16 protein-coding genes are annotated in these 14,740 nt (G+C 72.2%); 12 read left to right on the top strand and 4 right to left on the bottom strand.

All coding sequences use genetic code 11. The annotated features are described in order from the left end of the window. Positions 1-10: 10 nt before the first annotated feature. From KZQ38_RS11670 to KZQ38_RS11660, 3 genes are all read left to right on the top strand, one after another. Positions 11-535, top strand: a complete 525-nt coding sequence (locus KZQ38_RS11670; protein WP_219441079.1) for an EF-hand domain-containing protein — start codon at positions 11-13, stop codon at positions 533-535. 56 nt (positions 536-591) lie between these two features. Then, positions 592-1,047 carry a hypothetical protein gene (locus KZQ38_RS11665; protein ID WP_219441077.1) on the top strand — a complete coding sequence of 152 codons (456 nt, stop codon included), beginning with the start codon at positions 592-594 and terminating at the stop codon, positions 1,045-1,047. Positions 1,048-1,160: 113 nt separating this feature from the next. Next, entirely contained in the window at positions 1,161-1,763 is a 603-nt protein-coding gene (locus KZQ38_RS11660) for an SMI1/KNR4 family protein (protein WP_219441075.1), read from the top strand. Positions 1,764-1,837: 74 nt separating this feature from the next. Here KZQ38_RS11660 and KZQ38_RS11655 read toward each other — a convergent pair whose 3' ends face one another. The 3 genes from KZQ38_RS11655 to KZQ38_RS11645 form a co-directional block, all read right to left on the bottom strand. Next, a complete protein-coding gene (locus KZQ38_RS11655; protein WP_219441073.1) occupies positions 1,838-2,323 on the bottom strand; it encodes a GNAT family N-acetyltransferase in 486 nt (161 codons plus the stop codon). A gap of 259 nt (positions 2,324-2,582) precedes the next feature. Next, on the bottom strand, positions 2,583-4,007 hold the full coding sequence (locus KZQ38_RS11650) for an aldehyde dehydrogenase family protein (RefSeq protein ID WP_219441071.1): 1,425 nt from the start codon (positions 4,005-4,007) through the stop codon (positions 2,583-2,585). Positions 4,008-4,118: 111 nt separating this feature from the next. Beyond that, positions 4,119-5,084 carry an AraC-like ligand-binding domain-containing protein gene (locus KZQ38_RS11645; RefSeq protein ID WP_219441069.1) on the bottom strand — a complete coding sequence of 322 codons (966 nt, stop codon included), beginning with the start codon at positions 5,082-5,084 and terminating at the stop codon, positions 4,119-4,121. 266 nt (positions 5,085-5,350) lie between these two features. Here KZQ38_RS11645 and hpaD point away from each other — a divergent pair, with 266 nt between their 5' ends. The 9 genes from hpaD to KZQ38_RS11600 all read left to right on the top strand — a co-directional run bounded on the left by hpaD (position 5,351) and on the right by KZQ38_RS11600 (position 13,449). Continuing rightward, positions 5,351-6,214, top strand: a complete 864-nt coding sequence (hpaD, locus tag KZQ38_RS11640) for a 3,4-dihydroxyphenylacetate 2,3-dioxygenase (RefSeq protein WP_257901196.1) — start codon at positions 5,351-5,353, stop codon at positions 6,212-6,214. After that, positions 6,211-7,608: a fumarylacetoacetate hydrolase family protein gene (locus tag KZQ38_RS11635; RefSeq protein ID WP_219441067.1), complete on the top strand. Its 1,398-nt coding sequence runs from the start codon at positions 6,211-6,213 to the stop codon at positions 7,606-7,608. Before hpaD ends, KZQ38_RS11635 begins: the two co-directional genes overlap by 4 nt. After that, on the top strand, positions 7,605-8,276 hold the full coding sequence (locus KZQ38_RS11630; protein WP_219441066.1) for a GntR family transcriptional regulator: 672 nt from the start codon (positions 7,605-7,607) through the stop codon (positions 8,274-8,276). Before KZQ38_RS11635 ends, KZQ38_RS11630 begins: the two co-directional genes overlap by 4 nt. Then, positions 8,273-9,205: a 4-hydroxy-tetrahydrodipicolinate synthase gene (dapA, locus tag KZQ38_RS11625; protein ID WP_219441064.1), complete on the top strand. Its 933-nt coding sequence runs from the start codon at positions 8,273-8,275 to the stop codon at positions 9,203-9,205. Before KZQ38_RS11630 ends, dapA begins: the two co-directional genes overlap by 4 nt. Beyond that, entirely contained in the window at positions 9,202-10,704 is a 1,503-nt protein-coding gene (hpaE, locus tag KZQ38_RS11620; protein ID WP_219441062.1) for a 5-carboxymethyl-2-hydroxymuconate semialdehyde dehydrogenase, read from the top strand. The genes dapA and hpaE overlap by 4 nt, the downstream gene beginning before the upstream one ends. A 76-nt stretch (positions 10,705-10,780) precedes the next feature. Continuing rightward, complete coding sequence (locus KZQ38_RS11615) at positions 10,781-11,506, top strand: SDR family NAD(P)-dependent oxidoreductase (protein ID WP_219441060.1); 726 nt, start codon at positions 10,781-10,783, stop codon at positions 11,504-11,506. Further along, positions 11,473-12,267 carry an SDR family NAD(P)-dependent oxidoreductase gene (locus tag KZQ38_RS11610; RefSeq protein WP_219441058.1) on the top strand — a complete coding sequence of 265 codons (795 nt, stop codon included), beginning with the start codon at positions 11,473-11,475 and terminating at the stop codon, positions 12,265-12,267. Before KZQ38_RS11615 ends, KZQ38_RS11610 begins: the two co-directional genes overlap by 34 nt. Positions 12,268-12,277: 10 nt before the next feature. Next, positions 12,278-13,054: a molybdenum cofactor biosynthesis F family protein gene (locus tag KZQ38_RS11605; RefSeq protein WP_219441056.1), complete on the top strand. Its 777-nt coding sequence runs from the start codon at positions 12,278-12,280 to the stop codon at positions 13,052-13,054. 8 nt (positions 13,055-13,062) lie between these two features. Beyond that, positions 13,063-13,449 (top strand): nuclear transport factor 2 family protein, encoded by a 387-nt coding sequence (locus tag KZQ38_RS11600; RefSeq protein ID WP_219441054.1) that lies wholly within the window; start codon positions 13,063-13,065, stop codon positions 13,447-13,449. A gap of 121 nt (positions 13,450-13,570) precedes the next feature. Here KZQ38_RS11600 and KZQ38_RS11595 read toward each other — a convergent pair whose 3' ends face one another. Beyond that, entirely contained in the window at positions 13,571-14,725 is a 1,155-nt protein-coding gene (locus KZQ38_RS11595; protein WP_219441052.1) for a cytochrome P450, read from the bottom strand. Positions 14,726-14,740: the final 15 nt, after the last annotated feature.

The following is a 14,740-nucleotide window of genomic DNA, read 5'->3' as shown; positions in this document are numbered from 1 at the left end:
TCCGACCACGATGACCAATGCACAGCCCCAGGACGCGTTCCGACACCTCGACCACAACGGCGACGGCGCGATCGACCGCCACGACTTCGAGTCGGTGGCGGACGCCGTCATCCGGGAGTTCGGCCTCCAGCCGGACTCCGGGAAGGCTTCGGCGCTCACGCGGAGCTACGGCGAGGCGTGGCAACTGCTCAGCGACGAACTCGACACCGACCGGGACGGCCGGATCAACAGCGAGGAGTTCAACCGCGCGATATCCCAGTTGGCCGAGGACCCGCGCTTCAGGTCCCACCTGACCCGGACCAGCGCGGCCGAGTTCGACGCCGCCGACAGCGGCGGGAACGGCTCGCTCGACCGGGACGACTTCACCCGCCTGATCCGGGCGCTCAGCCGTCAGGGCGGGAACGTGAATGACGCGTTCGACCGCCTCGACCGGGACCACGACGGCGTCGTCTCGCGTGACGAGTACGTCGAGGCCGCGGCCGGTTACCTCAGCGGCGCGGGCTCGATCGGCGCCAGGGTGTTCGCCGGCATCTGACCCGCACCCGCCGGGGAGGCGCGTGACGCCTCCCCGGCCCTGCCGACAGGAGCACCGTGTCCGCCGACGACCTGTTCGACCTCCTCGACCGCGACGGCGACGACCTGCTGCACTACGAGGACCTGCGGGCGATGGGGCGTGCCGTGCTCGCGTCGTTCGGCCACCCACCCGCCTCACCGCGGGCCCATGCGCTCGACCACCACTACCGCACCCTGTGGAACGCCTTCGCCACCACCGACGACGTCCTGACCCGAGCCGACTTCCGCGCCGGCGTCGCGACGGCCGACTTCGACCGCACCTTCGGCCCCGTGGTCGACTTCGAGTACGACCTCGCCGCACCGGACGGCGAGGACATGGCGGTCGACGCCCTGCACATCCTGCTGACGCCCCTGGACATCCCCGACCCGGCGGCGTTCACCGCGTCACTCGATCCCGATCGGACAGGCCGGATCACCCGCGAGGCGTACTACACGATGTGGCGCGACTTCCTCCGCACATCCGCCTCACGCTGAGACCGACGCACGCCCACGGCTTCTCGCGGCATGTGCCAGCCGCCCACCGGACACGGTTTCCTGCGCGCGCGGCACAACGCGGCGGTCTTCGGCTCATGGTGCATCCTCGCGCCATGAGCCCATCAGTGGCGGAATCGTGGGATCGGATCACCTCATGGCTGCGGGTGCACGCGCCCGTGACGTTCGACAGCCTCGCCCCTCCTGCCCGCGACCTCACGGCCCTGGAGATCGACGTCTCGACACCGTTGCCCGAAGACCTGGTCGCGTGGTGGCGGCTGTGCGGCGGATCGGACGGGCGAACCGAGCTGCTGCTGCCGTTCTTCGACCCTTGCTCGGCCGGGGAAGCACTGCGGAAGCGGCGGTACCTCGTGGGGCCGGTTCCCGGACCGGTTGGCGAGGCCGGCGGTCGGTCCGGCGTGTTCCAGGCGGCCTTCGTGCCGATCGCGGCGATGGGCACCGGGGACCACCTCTTCGTGGACCTGAGGCCCGGCCGGTGGCAGGGCTGCGTCCAGCACTGGAGCCGGGACGACGGCAGCCGGCCCGCCCCGTATTGGGAGAACGTGGCCGACATGCTCGGCGACGTCGCCGACGCACTGCACACGGGGACTCCCGCTCTACGTGCCTACGGCGAACGGGTACGCTCCTACGGCATCCGCACGGTCCCATACGTGCCTGCCGTTGAAGACCGACGTCTGGTTTGGCGTCGGAGCGTCTGACGAACCGGTCCTTCACCGATCCGGTCACCGCGACTGGCGGGTCGGTCGTGGCGGCACCGCGTCGGCGGGCGGGGTCAGGCGGGTCCCGGCCGGAACTCGAACTCCGGGCGCGGCCAGCCGACCCGGTGATCGGGTCGCACGGTCCCCAACCAATGCGCGCCCATCGCCCGGTAGAAGCCTTCCGCGTCGGGGTGCGACACCACGCGGACCCGCGTCATACCGTGGGCTCGCGCCGTGGACAGCATGTGCGCCACCAGCAGCCGGCCGACACCCCGGCCCTGCGCGCTGTCCGCGACGAACAGCAGGTCCAGCTCCGGCGGGGTGATCAACGCGTAGTAGCCGAGCAGGTCGCCCGATTCCGCCAGGTACACCAGGTTGTTCTCGACGTACTCGCCGGTGACCTCCCAGCCGCGCAGGATTCGCGCGTACTTCCCCTGGTACGCCGCCAGTCCCACGGCCAGCGCGGTCAACCGCTCGGCGTCCGACGGCACCGCACGACGGATCGTCACGGCCGTCTCCGCGGCGTTCGGCGGGTGCGCGCCCGTAGTGGTGAACGACATCGCATCCTCCCCGTCAGTCGCGCGGCCCGAAGCACCGGTTCCCGCAGCACGGCCGTGTGAGCGCGCTGCGCTCACCGTCCCACACACCCCACCCCGCCTTCCCCTGCAATGCCCCCTTCGAGGGACAGCTCCCGAAGGCGACATAGCGACGGCACCGAAGGGCCAGGCGACCATCTGGGAGATCACGCCGCGGAGGAGGACGAACCGGGTGTACGCGAACGGCCCGGAGCGCGAGCCCCGGGCCGTTCGCGTCGGCTTGTCAGCCGTGGTGCATCCAGATGCCCTTGATCTCCGTGTAGGCGTCGATCGCGTACGGGCCCATCTCGCGGCCCCAGCCGCTGGAGCGGAAGCCGCCCCAGGGGGCGGCTGCGTCGGGGACGCAGGGCATGTTCACGAAGACGGCACCGGCGCGGATGCCGTCGGCCAGGCGGTGGGCGGTGCGCAGGTCGTTGCTCCACACGGCCGCCGCGAGGCCGTACGGCGAGTCGTTCACGCGGTGCAGCAGCTCGTCCTCGTCGTCGTAGGCGAGGACCGCCAGCACCGGACCGAAGACCTCTTCGCGGGCGATGGCCATGGCGTCCTGCACGGACCCGAAGACGGTCGGCTGGTAGAAGTTGCCGGGACCGTCGCCCCGCGAGCCGCCGGTGACCAGTTCGGCGCCCTCGGCGACGGCGCCGCGCACGTAGGAGTCCACGCGGTCCCGGTGCTCGGCGCTGACCAGCGGCCCGAGGTCGGTGTCCGGGTGGAGGCCCGCGCCGAGCCGCAGCTTGGCCGCGGCGTCCGCCAGCTTCGTGGTGAACTCGTCCTGCCGCGACTGGTCGACGTACATGCGGGCGTAGGCGGCGCACACCTGGCCGCTGTTGAGCAGGCCGCCCGCGATGGTGCCCGCCACGGCGGCGTCGATGTCGGCGTCCCGCGCGATCACGGTGGGCGTCTTGCCGCCCAGCTCCAGGGTGACCCGCTTGAGGTCGGCCGCCGACGCGGTCACGATCTCGCGGCCGACGGACGTGGAGCCGGTGAACGACACCTTGTCCACGCCGGGGTGGCGGACCAGGGCCTTGCCGGTCTCCGGGCCACCGGTCACGAGGTTCACCACGCCGGGCGGGAAACCGGCCTCGACGCACAGCTCGACCAGCCGGACGGTGGTCAGCGGCGTCTGCTCGGCGGGCTTGATGACCGCGGTGTTGCCGCACGCCAGGGCCGGGGCGAGCTTCCACGCCATGATCATCAGCGGGAAGTTCCACGGCGCGATCAGGGCGCACACGCCGACCGGCACGCGGCGGTCGAACTGCCAGGTGTCGGGGAACGACACCGACCGCACGGCGCCGTCGAGCTTGGTCGCCCAGCCCGCGTAGTACCGGAAGTGCTCGGCCGCGCCGGTCACGCTGACCGCCCGGGACACGCCCAGGGGCTGCCCCTGGTCACGCGTCTCCAGCTCGGCGAGCTTCTCCGCGTCCGCCTCGATCAGGTCGGCGAGCCGCCACAGCAGCGCGGCGCGCTCGGTGGCGGGGGTCGCCGTCCAGCCGGGCAACGCCTCCCGCGCGGCGGCCACGGCGTTGTCGACGTCGCCGGCGCTCGCGTCGGCGACCACCGCCAACGGTTCACCGGTCGCCGGGTCGGTGGTGGTGAACTCGCCGGCACCGGCAGTCCACTGGCCGCCGATGTAAAGACCTGTCGCGCGCATGTCGACTCCCCTCCACTGGCTGAAAGCGGTTGCCAGTGTCTGCCGCCGGGCGCGCGGCGCGCTTGCACGCCGGCGCACGGACTTTGACCGTCAGCGCGTCCGTAGGGGGTGTCAGCCGGCGCGGTGCTCGACGCTGCGCCGCCGGTACTCCGACGGGGAGACGCCGTACTCGGTCTTGAACGCCCGGCTCAGGTACGAGGCGTCGACCAGGCCCCAGCGCGCCCCGATGACGCCGATCGCGAGCTGGTGCTTGCCCGGGTCGGCGAGGTCCTGCCCGCAGCGCTCCAGCCGGCGGTGCCGGATCCAGCCGGAGACGGTGGTGCCCGCCTCGCTGAACAGCTTGTGCAGGTACCGGGTGGAGATGTGGTGTGCCGCCGCGATGCCGCCGGGCGACAGCTCCGGGTCCTCCAGGTGCGCCTCGACGTAGGACTTGATCTTCACGAGCATCGCCGCGCGGGACGTCTCGGCGGGCACGTCGACGTAGTCGACCTGGTCCGCCAAGGCCGTGCCGAGCAGGTCCACCACGTTGCGGGCGAGGCGGACGCTGCCGTGCACCTGCGGGTCGTCGATGTTGCGCGCGAGCTGCACCAGGGTCGTGCTGACGATGCCGCTGACGCCCTGCCCGCCCGCGAAGCGGATCGCGGTGAGCTGCTCGACCTGGCCGGACGGCAGGCACAGCATGGACCTCGGGAACATCAGGACCAGGGTGGACGACACGTCGTCGAACGCCAGCGAGTACGGCCGCGTGGTGTCGTAGATGGCGAAGTCACCCGGCCGCAGGGCGGCCTGGCGGCCGTCCTGGCTGAGCTTGGCCGTGCCGTGCAGCTGGAGCGAGAGCTTGTAGTAGTCCGGGGCGGCGCGCGAGATGGTCCGCGCCGTTCGCCGCACGGTGTGCGCGTCCGCGGACGCCTCGTACACGGCGACGTTGCCCAGGTTCTGACCGCGCAACCGCCCGCGGAACGCCGAGTGCTCGCCAGCGGTGGCCTCCAGGGGCACGAACGTCTGCGACACAGCCGACTGCCAGAGTTCGAACTGCTGTGTCGCCGGCACGCCCGAGGTGGTCAGCACGTAGGACATCGTTGCCCTCCTGGGACCTGGGGTGGATAGTGGCTTGGGTAACACTGGGTGACAGCGACAGTCGTCTGCATTCGCCCGTTCGTCAAGTGTTCGTTGCCGAGTCGTGAATGGCGCCACGGCCGTGTGCACGGGGAGTCAAGAACCGTGCGTCCGTGGTCAACGACACTGCGCCGCCCGACTGTTAGACCTGGATAGCCGGCACGACAGCCCGTGCCGAGCACGGATCGTATTCGATCCGCTACACGATCCCCGATGTGGAGGTGACCATGGGTGAGGTCGTGCTCGCCGCGAAGATCACGCATGTGCCGTCGATCTGGCTGTCCATCCACCCCGGTAAGCACCACGGCATCCGCCGGCCCGCCGAGGTCGGTCTGGCCGAGGTCGGCCGCCGGGCGCGCGAGCGGGGCGCGGACACCTTCGTGGTGGCCGACTCGCACTGGATGAACAGCATGAGCTTCCACATCAACGGAAAAGCTCGGCACCAGGGCAGCTACGCGTCCCACGAACTGCCGCACTTCATCCAGGACCTGGAGTACGACTACCCCGGGTGCCAGGAGCTGGCGGCCCTGATCGGCGAGGAGATCAACGCCGGCGGGCAGAAGTCCATGGTGCACGACGTGAAGGACCTCGGCCTGGAGTACGCGACGCTGGTGCCGATGCACTTCATGAACCGCGACGGCGACCCGCTCGCGGTGGTGCCGGTGGGCTGCAACATCTACTCGTCCATCGACGAGAACCGCCGGGTCGGCGAGGCCATCGCGCGGGCCGTGCTGCGCAGCGACCGGAAGGTGGCGTTCCTCGCCAGCGGTTCGCTGTCGCACCAGTTCCCGCCGAACGAGACCTCGTCGCAGTACCTGGACAAGATCAGCAACCCGATCAACGAGCAGGCCGACCGCCTGGTCCTCGACCAGTGGACCAGCGGTCGCATCCCGGAGTTCCTGGACGCGCTGCCCGCGTACAACGAGCGGTTCACCGGCGAGGCCGCGATGGCCGACACGGCGATGCTGTTCGGCATCCTCGGGTGGTCGAACTACACCGGCCACGGTGAGCAGCTGTGCGACTACTTCCCGAGCAGCGGCACCGGTCAGGTCATCGTGGACTTCCCGATCCCGGACGGGCTGAAGGCATGAGCCACCCGCTGGGCCTGGCGCCTTCCAAGATCATCGCGGTGCACCTGAACTTCCGCAGCCGGGCCGCCGAGCGCGGCCGGTTCCCGGAGGAGCCGTCGTACTTCCTCAAGCCGCCGTCGTCGCTGTCCTGGTCGGGCCGCGACCTGCTGCGGCCCGAGGGCACCGAGCTGTCGGCGTTCGAGGGCGAGATCGCCGTGGTCATCGGCAAGCGCGCGAGCCAGGTGGCCCGTGAGGACGCCGTCGGCTACATCGCGGGCGTCGCCGCGGCCAACGACTTCGGCGTGCACGACCTCCGGTACGCCGACCGCGGCTCGAACCTGCGCTCCAAGGGCGCGGACGGCTACACGCCGGTCGGCCCCGTGCTGCTCGACCCGAACGAGGTCGACCTGAACGACCTGCGGTTGCGCACCTGGGTCAACGGCGAGCTGGTGCAGGACGACAACACGGGCGACCTGCTGTTCGACTTCGCGTACCTGATCGCGGACCTGAGCCGCAACGTCACGCTGGAGCCGGGCGACATCATCCTCACCGGCACCCCGACCGGCGCCACGGTCGTCTCGCCCGGCGACGTCGTCGAGGTGGCGATCAACGACACCGAGCGGCTGCGCAACGCGGTCCGCGAGGCCGCGCCGCTGGCCCGACCGGGCGCGCGGCCCAAGGTCACCCGCGAGGACCGGGCGGCGGCGGTCGGCGGCAGCGTGCCCGCCATCAAGCCGGAGACCGAGGCGGCGCTGCGGTCGGTGGCCACCGCGACGCTGTCCAGCCAGCTGCGCAAGCGCGGGCTGCACCACACGTTCCTCACCGGCCTCAAGCCCGCGCGGCCCGACCTGCGCATGGTCGGCACGGCCCACACGCTGCGGTTCCTGCCGCTGCGCGAAGACCAGTTCGCCGAGCGCGGCGGCGGGATGAACGCGCAGAAGCGCGCCGTGGAGGCCATCGGGCCGGGCCAGATCCTGGTGATCGACGCCCGCGAGGACCACGGTGCGGGCACGCTCGGCGACATCCTGGCGTTGCGCGCCCTCAAGCGCGGTGCGGCGGGCGTCGTCACCGACGGGTGCCTGCGGGACAGCCCGGCGTTCGCCGACATCGACCTGCCGTCCTACAGCGCGGGCGCGCACGCGGCCGTCCTGGGCCGTCGGCACGTGCCGTGGGAGGTCGGCGTGGACGTGGCGTGCGCGGGCGTCCTCGTGCGGCCGGGCGACGTGCTGGTGGGCGACGCCGAGGGCGTCATCCTGATCCCGCCGTCGCTGGTGGACGAGATCGCCGCCGACGCGGTCAAGATGGAGCACGAGGAGCGCTTCATCCTGGAGCGCGTCGCGGACGGCGAGTCCATCGACGGCCTGTACCCGCTCGGCGAGGCCAAGCGCGCCGAGTACGAGCGGTGGTCGGGATGACCGCGCCCACCCGGTCCAAGACCCAGTACGCCTACGAGACGTTGCGCGACCGCATCGCGGAGGGCCGGTACGGGCCCGGCGCGCGGCTGGTGTTCGACCGCATCGCGCGTGAGCTGGGCGTCAGCCCGGTGCCGGTGCGCGAGGCCGTGCGCAGGCTCCAGGCCGAGGGCTGGGTGGTGTTCGAGCCGAACGTCGGCGCGCAGGTCGCCGAGTTCGACCCGGACGGTTACCGGCACACCATGGAGACGCTGGCGCTGCTGGAAGGCCACGCCGTGGCCACCGCTCGGCTGTCGGCGGCGCTGCTGGACCGGGCCGCCCACCTGAACGACCTGATGGCCGCGTCCCTGGTGGAGTTCGACCCGCTCGGCTTCACCCGGCTCAACCGCGAGTTCCACCTGCTGCTGTGCGGCGCGACGCCGAACCCGAGGCTGCGCGAGCTGGTCGACAAGGAGTGGGCGCGGCTGGACATGACCAGGCGCACCACCTTCAGCCTGGTGCCCGGCCGGGCCCGCGAGTCGGTCGCCGAGCACGCCGAACTACTGCGCCTGCTGCGTGCCGAGGCACCCGCCGAGGCCGTGGAGCGCTTCGCCCGCGAGCACAAGCTCAACACCCTCCGGGCCGTGGACACGAGGTCCCCGGCCCCGCTTCCAGGGGAGTTCCCGAGATGAGGTTCCGTTCCGACCCGGCGTCGATCCGCGGCTCGATCGCGCCCGTCGTCACCCCGTTCACCGCCGAAGGCGCGCTGGACACCGACAGCCTGCGCGCCCTGGTGCGCTGGCAGAAGGCGTCCGGCTCGCACGGTGTGTCCATCGGCGGCTCGACCGGTGAACCCAGCGCCCAGTCGCTGGAGGAGCGGATCACCGCGATGCGGGTCGTCGCCGACGAACTCCGCGACGAGATCCCGTTCCTGCCCGGCACGGGCGCGGTCACGCTGGAGCACACGCTCCAGCTGACCGACGAGGCGCAGAAGCTCGGCGCGGACCTCGCGCTGGTCATCACCCCGTACTACAGCCGGCCGACCCAGGAGGGCCTGTTCGCCTGGTACGACGCGGTGGCCCGCGAGTTCCCGGACATGCCGATCGTGATCTACAACGTGCCGTCCCGCACGGCCGTGGACATCGCGCCGGACACCGTGGCGAAGCTGCGCCGCGCCCACACCAACATCGTGGGCATCAAGGAGACCACCAAGGACTTCGAGCACTTCTCGCACGTGCTGCACAAGTGCGGCCGTGACTTCCTGATGTGGTCGGGCATCGAGCTGCTGTGCCTGCCGCTGCTCGCGATCGGCGGCATCGGCTTCGTCAGCGCGCTGGCCAACCTCGCGCCCGCCTCCGTGGCGAAGATGTACGAGCTGTACGTGGCGGGCGACCACCAGGGCGCGATCGACCTGCACTACCGGCTGTCCCCCCTGGTGGAGCTGCTGTTCGTGGAGACGAACCCGGCGCCGGCCAAGCACGTCCTGGCCGACCTCGGCCACATCTCCAGCGGCTACGTCCGGCCGCCGCTGGTCGAGCCCACCCCCGCGGGCCTGGAGCGGATCAACAAGCTCCGCGCCGAAGCCGCCGACCTGCTCGTCCCGTCTGGAGTGAACGCATGAGCACCGTGAAGAAGCCCGCCGACCTGCCCACCGAGCTGCTGCACCACATCGACGGCAAGGACGTCCCCTCGGTGGACGGCGCGACGTTCCCCGTCGCCGACCCGGTGACCGACACCGAGTACGGCCGCGTCGCCGCGGGTGGTCCGGCCGACATCGACAACGCGGTCGCCGCCGCGAAGCGCGCCTTCGAGGAAGGCCCGTGGCCGAGGATGTCGGACCGCGAGCGCGCCAAGGTGCTCAACCGGATCGCCGACGCCATCGAGTCGCGCGCCGACCGGCTGGCCGAGCTGGAGACGTTCGACACCGGTCTGCCGGTGACCCAGGCCAAGGGCCAGGCGCACCGCGCGGCGGAGAACTTCCGCTACTTCGCCGACGTGATCGTGGCGCAGCACGAGGACGCCTACCTGGTGGGCGAGAAGCAGGTCAACTACGCGATCCGGCAGCCGGCCGGCGTCGCGGGCCTGATCACCCCGTGGAACACGCCGTTCATGCTGGAGACGTGGAAGCTCGCGCCGTCGCTGGCCTCCGGCTGCACGGTCGTGCTCAAGCCCGCCGAGTGGTCGCCGCTGTCGGCGAGCCTGCTGCCGGGCATCATGGCCGAGGCGGGCGTGCCGGACGGCGTCTTCAACCTGGTGCACGGCATCGGCGAGTCGGCGGGCGCGGCCCTGGTGGCGCACCCCGACGTGCCGCGCCTGTCGTTCACCGGTGAGAGCGGCACCGGCCAGATCATCATGCGCACGGCCGCGCAGCACCTCAAGGAGGTGTCGATGGAGCTGGGCGGCAAGTCGCCGTGCGTGGTCTTCGACGACGCCGACTTCGACAAGGCCGTGGACGCCGCCGTGTTCGGCGTGTTCTCCCTCAACGGCGAGCGGTGCACGGCGTCCTCGCGGGTGCTGGTGCAGCGCGGCATCTACGACAGGTTCGTGGAGGCGCTGGCCGAGCGGGCCAAGAACGTCCGGGTGGGCCTGCCGTCCGACCCGTCGACCGAGGTCGGCGCGCTGATCCACCCCGAGCACTACGCGCGGGTGCTGGAGTACGTCGAGATCGGCAAGCAGGAGGGTCGGGTCGTCGCGGGCGGCAGCCGTCCCGAGCACCTGCCGACCGGCAACTTCCTGTCCCCCACGGTGTTCGCGGACGTCGCTCCGGACGCGCGGGTGTTCCAGGAGGAGATCTTCGGGCCGGTGGTCTGCGTGACGCCGTTCGACACCGAGGAGGAGGCCGTCTCGCTGGCCAACGCCACCAAGTACGGCCTGGCGGGCTACGTGTGGACGTCGGACCTCAAGCGCGGTCACCGCGTGGCGCGTGCCGTGCAGTCGGGCATGGTGTGGATCAACTCGCACAACGTCCGCGACCTGCGCACGCCGTTCGGCGGCATCAAGGCCAGCGGCGTCGGCCGGGAGGGCGGTGCGCACAGCATCGACTTCTACAGCGACCTGCGTGCCGTGCACGTGGCGGTGGGCGACCTGACCCCGCCGCGGTTCGGAGTTGCCCGACCGTGAACACCCGTTGACCTCGGGCGCACCCGCCCGTCCCGGACCCTGGGGCGGGCGGGCGCACCGCGGTTAACGTCCGATCATGGGCATGGAGGGGAAGGTCGCGCTGGTCACCGGAGCGGGCTCTGGCATCGGCGCGGCGGTGGCGCGCAGGCTCGACGCCGCCGGTGCGCGGGTGGCGGCGCTGGACGCGGACTCCACGGCGGTGGAGCTGGTCGGCGGCACCCTGTGGTGCGGGATGGCGGTGCGCGCCGAGACCGGTGACCCCGCCCAGGCGGATTCGGCGGTGGCGGCGGTGGTCGACCACTACGGCCGGCTGGACCTCCTCGTCACCACCTCGCCCGCGCTCCCGTGCCCCCACCACGCACCCACCCCCGGTTCCGCCGCGCCCGTCACCGCCACGTCCGGGCGCGACGGGGAACCGTCCCCGGCTGTCACCGCGGCCGGGGACGGTCCCACCCCGCTCGACCTGGACGACGAGGCGTGGCACCTGGTGCTCGGAACGCGGCTCGACGCGGCGTTCTACACCACCCGGGCCGCGTTACGGGCGATGCGCGCCGCGGGCGGCGTGATCGTCGCGGTCTCCGTCGCCTGCCCGGACCTGCCCCACCAGGCCGCCGCCGCGGGCGGCGTCCGGGGCCTGGTGCGGGCGCTGGCCCGGCACGCCGAACCGCTCGGCGTGCAGGTCCGCTCCCTCTCCGCCCGCTGCACCCCCGATCCCGCCGAGGTCGCCGACACCGTCGCCGGCCTCGCCGTCACCACTGGAGGACCGACATGGGCTCTCGATTCACCGGCCGGGTCGCCCTGATCACCGGCGCGGGCACCGGCATCGGCGCCGCGACCGCCCGGCAGGTCGTGGCCGAGGGTGGCCGGGTCGTGCTGACCGGCCGCAGGCCCGCGCCGCTGGAGGAGGTCGCCGGTCCGCTCGGTGACGCGGCCCTCGCGCTGCCCGCCGACGCCGCGGACGGCGCGGCCATGGCGGCGGTGGTGGCGACCGCGACCGAGCGCTTCGGCCGGGTCGACGTGGTCGTGGCCAACGCGGGCGGGCACGGTATCGGCGCGGCGGGCGAGACCACCGACGAGGGCTGGCAGCTCTCCCTGGACGCCAACCTCACCAGCGCGTTCGTGACCGTCCGGGCGGCGCTGCCCGGTCTGGTGGACGGCGGTGGCTCGGTGGTGCTGGTGTCGTCGCTCGCGGGCCTGTTCGCCGGGCCGGGCGTGGCGGGCTACACCTCCACCAAGCACGCTTTGATCGGCCTCACCCGCTCCATCGCCCGCGACTACGGCCGCCACGGCGTGCGCGCGAACGTGGTGTGCCCCGGCTGGGTGCGCACCACCATGGCCGACGAGCAGATGGACCGGTTCGGCGAGTCGCGCGGCATCAGCCGGGCCGACGCGTACGCCCTGGTCACCGAGAACACCCCGCTCGGGCGACCGGCCGAGGCGGAGGAGGTCGCGTCCGTCATCGCGTTCCTCGCCTCGTCGGACGCCTCGATCGTGAGCGGCGCGGTCGTCACCGCCGACGCGGGCGCGAGCGCCGTCGACCTGCCCACCATCGAACTGGCCTGAGAGGACACCGATGTCTGACTGGAAGACCGTCGACGATTTCGCCGCGGGCATCGACGGCAACCGGCTGCCGAGCAGCACCGCGCTGAAGGGTCGCAAGTGGACCGTGCGCCACGACGAGGGCGGCGAAGCGGCCCTCTCGTTCGGCGACGAGTCCACGATGGACTGGACGAGCGGCGACCGCTCGGGTTCCGACTGGTACCAGGCCGTGGAGGGCGCGCCGGGGATCTTCTTCATCTCCCGCACCTTCGGCGACGCGCCGCGGCAGTCGGAGGTCCTCGTCGCGGACGTCAACACGCTGCGCACGTTGACCGTCGAGACCACCATCGCCGAGGAGAAGGTCGACGGCGTCCCGCAGGTCTCGCAGGTGTTCCGGCCGGGCGTGCTGGACGCCGGTGACGGCCGGGAGCCCTCCGGCGAGGCGCCCGCGCCGACCCGCGAGCTGATCGGCTTCCGCGCGCTCTACCGGTACAGCCCGAACCACCTGTACGAGCACGTGTACCTCAGCTCCGAGCGTTACGCGTGGCAGTGCCTGGTGGGCGAGCAGCGCGGGCACGGCGACGTGGACCTGGCGACGGCGTACAAGATCGCCGAGAACCGGTACGTGTTCACCTTCCGGGAGTTCCGCATCCCGGTCGCCACGACGTGGCTCTACGACATGGACGCGATGCGCACCACGGGCACGTTCTTCGGCCTCAACGGCGAAGGCCAGATCCGCAACGCACCGGGTGGCGCGCACATCATCCCCCTCGGCCGGGTCGAGTACCCCGGCGACGACCAGCCCGTCTAAGGATGACCATGACCGCACTGGAAGTAGTCCGCGCCCACTACGCCGCCTCCGACCGGGGAGACCTGGACGGGATGCTCGCCCCGCTCGCGCCCGACGCGAGCTGGACCGAGGCCGCCGGTTCCACCTACGCAGGCACGTACGTGGGCCGGGAAGCCATCGTGGCCAACGTGTTCCAGCGGATCGGCGCCGAGTGGGCGTCGTTCGAGGCGTCCGTCGCGGAGCTGTTCGAGGCGGGCGACACCGTGATCGCGCTGGGCGCGTACACCGGCGTGCACCGCGCCACCGGCAAGAGCATGACGGCTCGTTTCACGCACATCTGGCGCGTGGCGGACGGTCATGTCACGAGTTTCGAACAGGTCGCCGACACCGCACTCATCCGCGGCGCGGAGTCCTGACAAGCCGGAGCGGGCCACCACAGCGGGGTGGTCCGCTCCTCCCAACCCCGGGGAGGGTCGCTCTGGGCCGGGCGGCCCTCCCCGGCCTCCACGACGCGGCGCGGGGCGTCGTGACCACGGCTCAGGGAGAAGTCGCCGTGGCGGCACTCCCCCGCCGGATCCGGATCGGCAGGCGGTCCAGGCCGCGTTGGGTGGCGGTGGGGCGGAGCACGGCCTCGCCCGCGGCCTCCACGAGGTCCAGCCGGGACAGCTCGCCGAGCAGCACGAGCAGCAGCTGCTTGCCCAGGTGGCCGCCGAAGCACGCGTGCGCGCCGCGGCCGAGCCCGAGGTGCGGGTTGGGGCTGCGGCCGAAGTCCGCGACGTCCGGGTCGGGGAACACCTCGGGATCGCGGTTCGCGCCCGCGAGCACGACCACCAGCACGTCACCGCGCCGCACCCGCCTGCCGCGCAGCTCCACGTCCTCCTTGCAGTGCCTGCTCACCGCCTGCACGGGACCGGCGAGCCGGACCAGCTCGTCCGCCGCCCGGCCGTCCAGCGCGGCCAGTTCCGCGCCGCGCCACGCGCGTCGCGCGGTGAGCCGGTGCACCGCGTTGCTCAACAGGTTGCTGGTCGTGGAGTAACCCGCGTCGAACACCGCGCGCAGCGAGTTCCGCAGGACGCGGTCGTCGCCGGGGTCGACGGCGGCCAGCACGCCGCCGGGCGCGGCGTCCGCACGCCACCGGGCGATCATGCCGTTGATCTCGTCGCGGGCGACCAGGGCGGGTTCCCGGCGAGCGGGGTCCAGTCCCGCGTCCATGCCGAGGACGAGGGTCCGGGACGCGGTGCGGAACCGCTCGTGGTCGGCCGGGAACGGGATGCCGTACAGGACGCACACGGCGTGCAGGGCCAGCGGTTCGGCCACGTCGCGCACGAAGTCCGAGACCTCGCCCAGCCCGGCCACCACGTCCCGCGCGGCACGGCGGATCTCCGCGTCCCACACGCCTTCCTCGCGGGCCCGCAACGGGTGCAGGAACCGCCGCCGCACGGCGGTGTGCTCGGGCGGGTCGAGGGTCTGGAGGCTCAGCACGGTCTCCGGGATCGGCTTGCCCAGCGCACGCGGGTCGGAGCCGAACGCCGCCGTGTCCTTGAGGATGCGCGTGCAGTCGTCGTGCCGGGTGACCACCCACGCGTTGAGCTGGTCGTGCCAGTGCACGGGGTCCTCCGCGCGCAGTCGGGCGTACACCGCGTGCGGGTCGGCCAGCATGGTGGGCGACAGCGGGGCGAAGATGCTCGTCATCTGCGACTCCAGGGA

The organism is Saccharothrix obliqua (genome assembly GCF_019375475.1).
In the GTDB taxonomy this organism is placed as follows: Bacteria; Actinomycetota; Actinomycetes; order Mycobacteriales; family Pseudonocardiaceae; genus Actinosynnema; species Actinosynnema obliqua.
The sequence above is the reverse complement of the archived record's forward strand: the minus strand, read 5'-3'. Positions and strand labels throughout refer to the sequence as shown.

Coding starts and splice junctions, on each gene's coding strand:
- KZQ38_RS11600 (WP_219441054.1), top strand. CDS start 13,063: ATGACCGCACTGGAAGTAGTCCGCGCCCACTACGCCGCCTCCGACCGG.
- KZQ38_RS11610 (WP_219441058.1), top strand. CDS start 11,473: ATGGGCTCTCGATTCACCGGCCGGGTCGCCCTGATCACCGGCGCGGGC.
- KZQ38_RS11605 (WP_219441056.1), top strand. CDS start 12,278: ATGTCTGACTGGAAGACCGTCGACGATTTCGCCGCGGGCATCGACGGC.
- hpaD (WP_257901196.1), top strand. CDS start 5,351: ATGGGTGAGGTCGTGCTCGCCGCGAAGATCACGCATGTGCCGTCGATC.
- KZQ38_RS11615 (WP_219441060.1), top strand. CDS start 10,781: ATGGGCATGGAGGGGAAGGTCGCGCTGGTCACCGGAGCGGGCTCTGGC.
- KZQ38_RS11670 (WP_219441079.1), top strand. CDS start 11: ATGACCAATGCACAGCCCCAGGACGCGTTCCGACACCTCGACCACAAC.
- KZQ38_RS11660 (WP_219441075.1), top strand. CDS start 1,161: ATGAGCCCATCAGTGGCGGAATCGTGGGATCGGATCACCTCATGGCTG.
- dapA (WP_219441064.1), top strand. CDS start 8,273: ATGAGGTTCCGTTCCGACCCGGCGTCGATCCGCGGCTCGATCGCGCCC.
- hpaE (WP_219441062.1), top strand. CDS start 9,202: ATGAGCACCGTGAAGAAGCCCGCCGACCTGCCCACCGAGCTGCTGCAC.
- KZQ38_RS11635 (WP_219441067.1), top strand. CDS start 6,211: ATGAGCCACCCGCTGGGCCTGGCGCCTTCCAAGATCATCGCGGTGCAC.
- KZQ38_RS11650 (WP_219441071.1), bottom strand. CDS start 4,007: ATGCGCGCGACAGGTCTTTACATCGGCGGCCAGTGGACTGCCGGTGCC.
- KZQ38_RS11630 (WP_219441066.1), top strand. CDS start 7,605: ATGACCGCGCCCACCCGGTCCAAGACCCAGTACGCCTACGAGACGTTG.
- KZQ38_RS11595 (WP_219441052.1), bottom strand. CDS start 14,725: ATGACGAGCATCTTCGCCCCGCTGTCGCCCACCATGCTGGCCGACCCG.
- KZQ38_RS11655 (WP_219441073.1), bottom strand. CDS start 2,323: ATGTCGTTCACCACTACGGGCGCGCACCCGCCGAACGCCGCGGAGACG.
- KZQ38_RS11645 (WP_219441069.1), bottom strand. CDS start 5,084: ATGTCCTACGTGCTGACCACCTCGGGCGTGCCGGCGACACAGCAGTTC.